Here is a 629-nt window from a genome sequence, read left to right as displayed (position 1 = left end):
CACTGCTCTTTAACAATTTATCAGACAATCTGTGTGGGCACTCCACAAGACGATATCCAGCATCTTCGGATGCAAAAAAATATCAAGTCTTGAAGAGTGACTAACTGAAGTAAAATTCATGCAGTAAATCTTTGAGCATCGCTTCTCGAGTGGAAGCAAATCAAGCTTTTAATTGAAGAGTTTGATCATGGCTCAGATTGAACGCTGGCGGCAGGCTTAACACATGCAAGTCGAGCGGTAGCACAGGGGAGCTTGCTCCCCGGGTGACGAGCGGCGGACGGGTGAGTAATGTCTGGGAAACTGCCTGATGGAGGGGGATAACTACTGGAAACGGTAGCTAATACCGCATAACGTCGCAAGACCAAAGAGGGGGACCTTCGGGCCTCTTGCCATCAGATGTGCCCAGATGGGATTAGCTAGTAGGTGGGGTAATGGCTCACCTAGGCGACGATCCCTAGCTGGTCTGAGAGGATGACCAGCCACACTGGAACTGAGACACGGTCCAGACTCCTACGGGAGGCAGCAGTGGGGAATATTGCACAATGGGCGCAAGCCTGATGCAGCCATGCCGCGTGTGTGAAGAAGGCCTTCGGGTTGTAAAGCACTTTCAGCGAGGAGGAAGGTGGTGA

The 629-nt window shown here is 51.5% G+C and carries 1 rRNA gene; it reads left to right on the top strand.

The window, feature by feature from the left end:
• Positions 1 to 169 precede the first annotated feature (169 nt).
• Positions 170 to 629: ribosomal RNA gene (locus ACTJJ6_RS23560) — 16S ribosomal RNA — on the top strand; the annotation flags it as partial.

Origin of the sequence: Serratia sp. 22278, from assembly GCF_052045405.1 — a bacterium.
Taxonomy (GTDB): Bacteria; Pseudomonadota; Gammaproteobacteria; order Enterobacterales; family Enterobacteriaceae; genus Serratia; species Serratia marcescens.
Note: the sequence above shows the minus strand (reverse complement) of the source record. Positions and strands in the feature narration are given on the sequence as shown.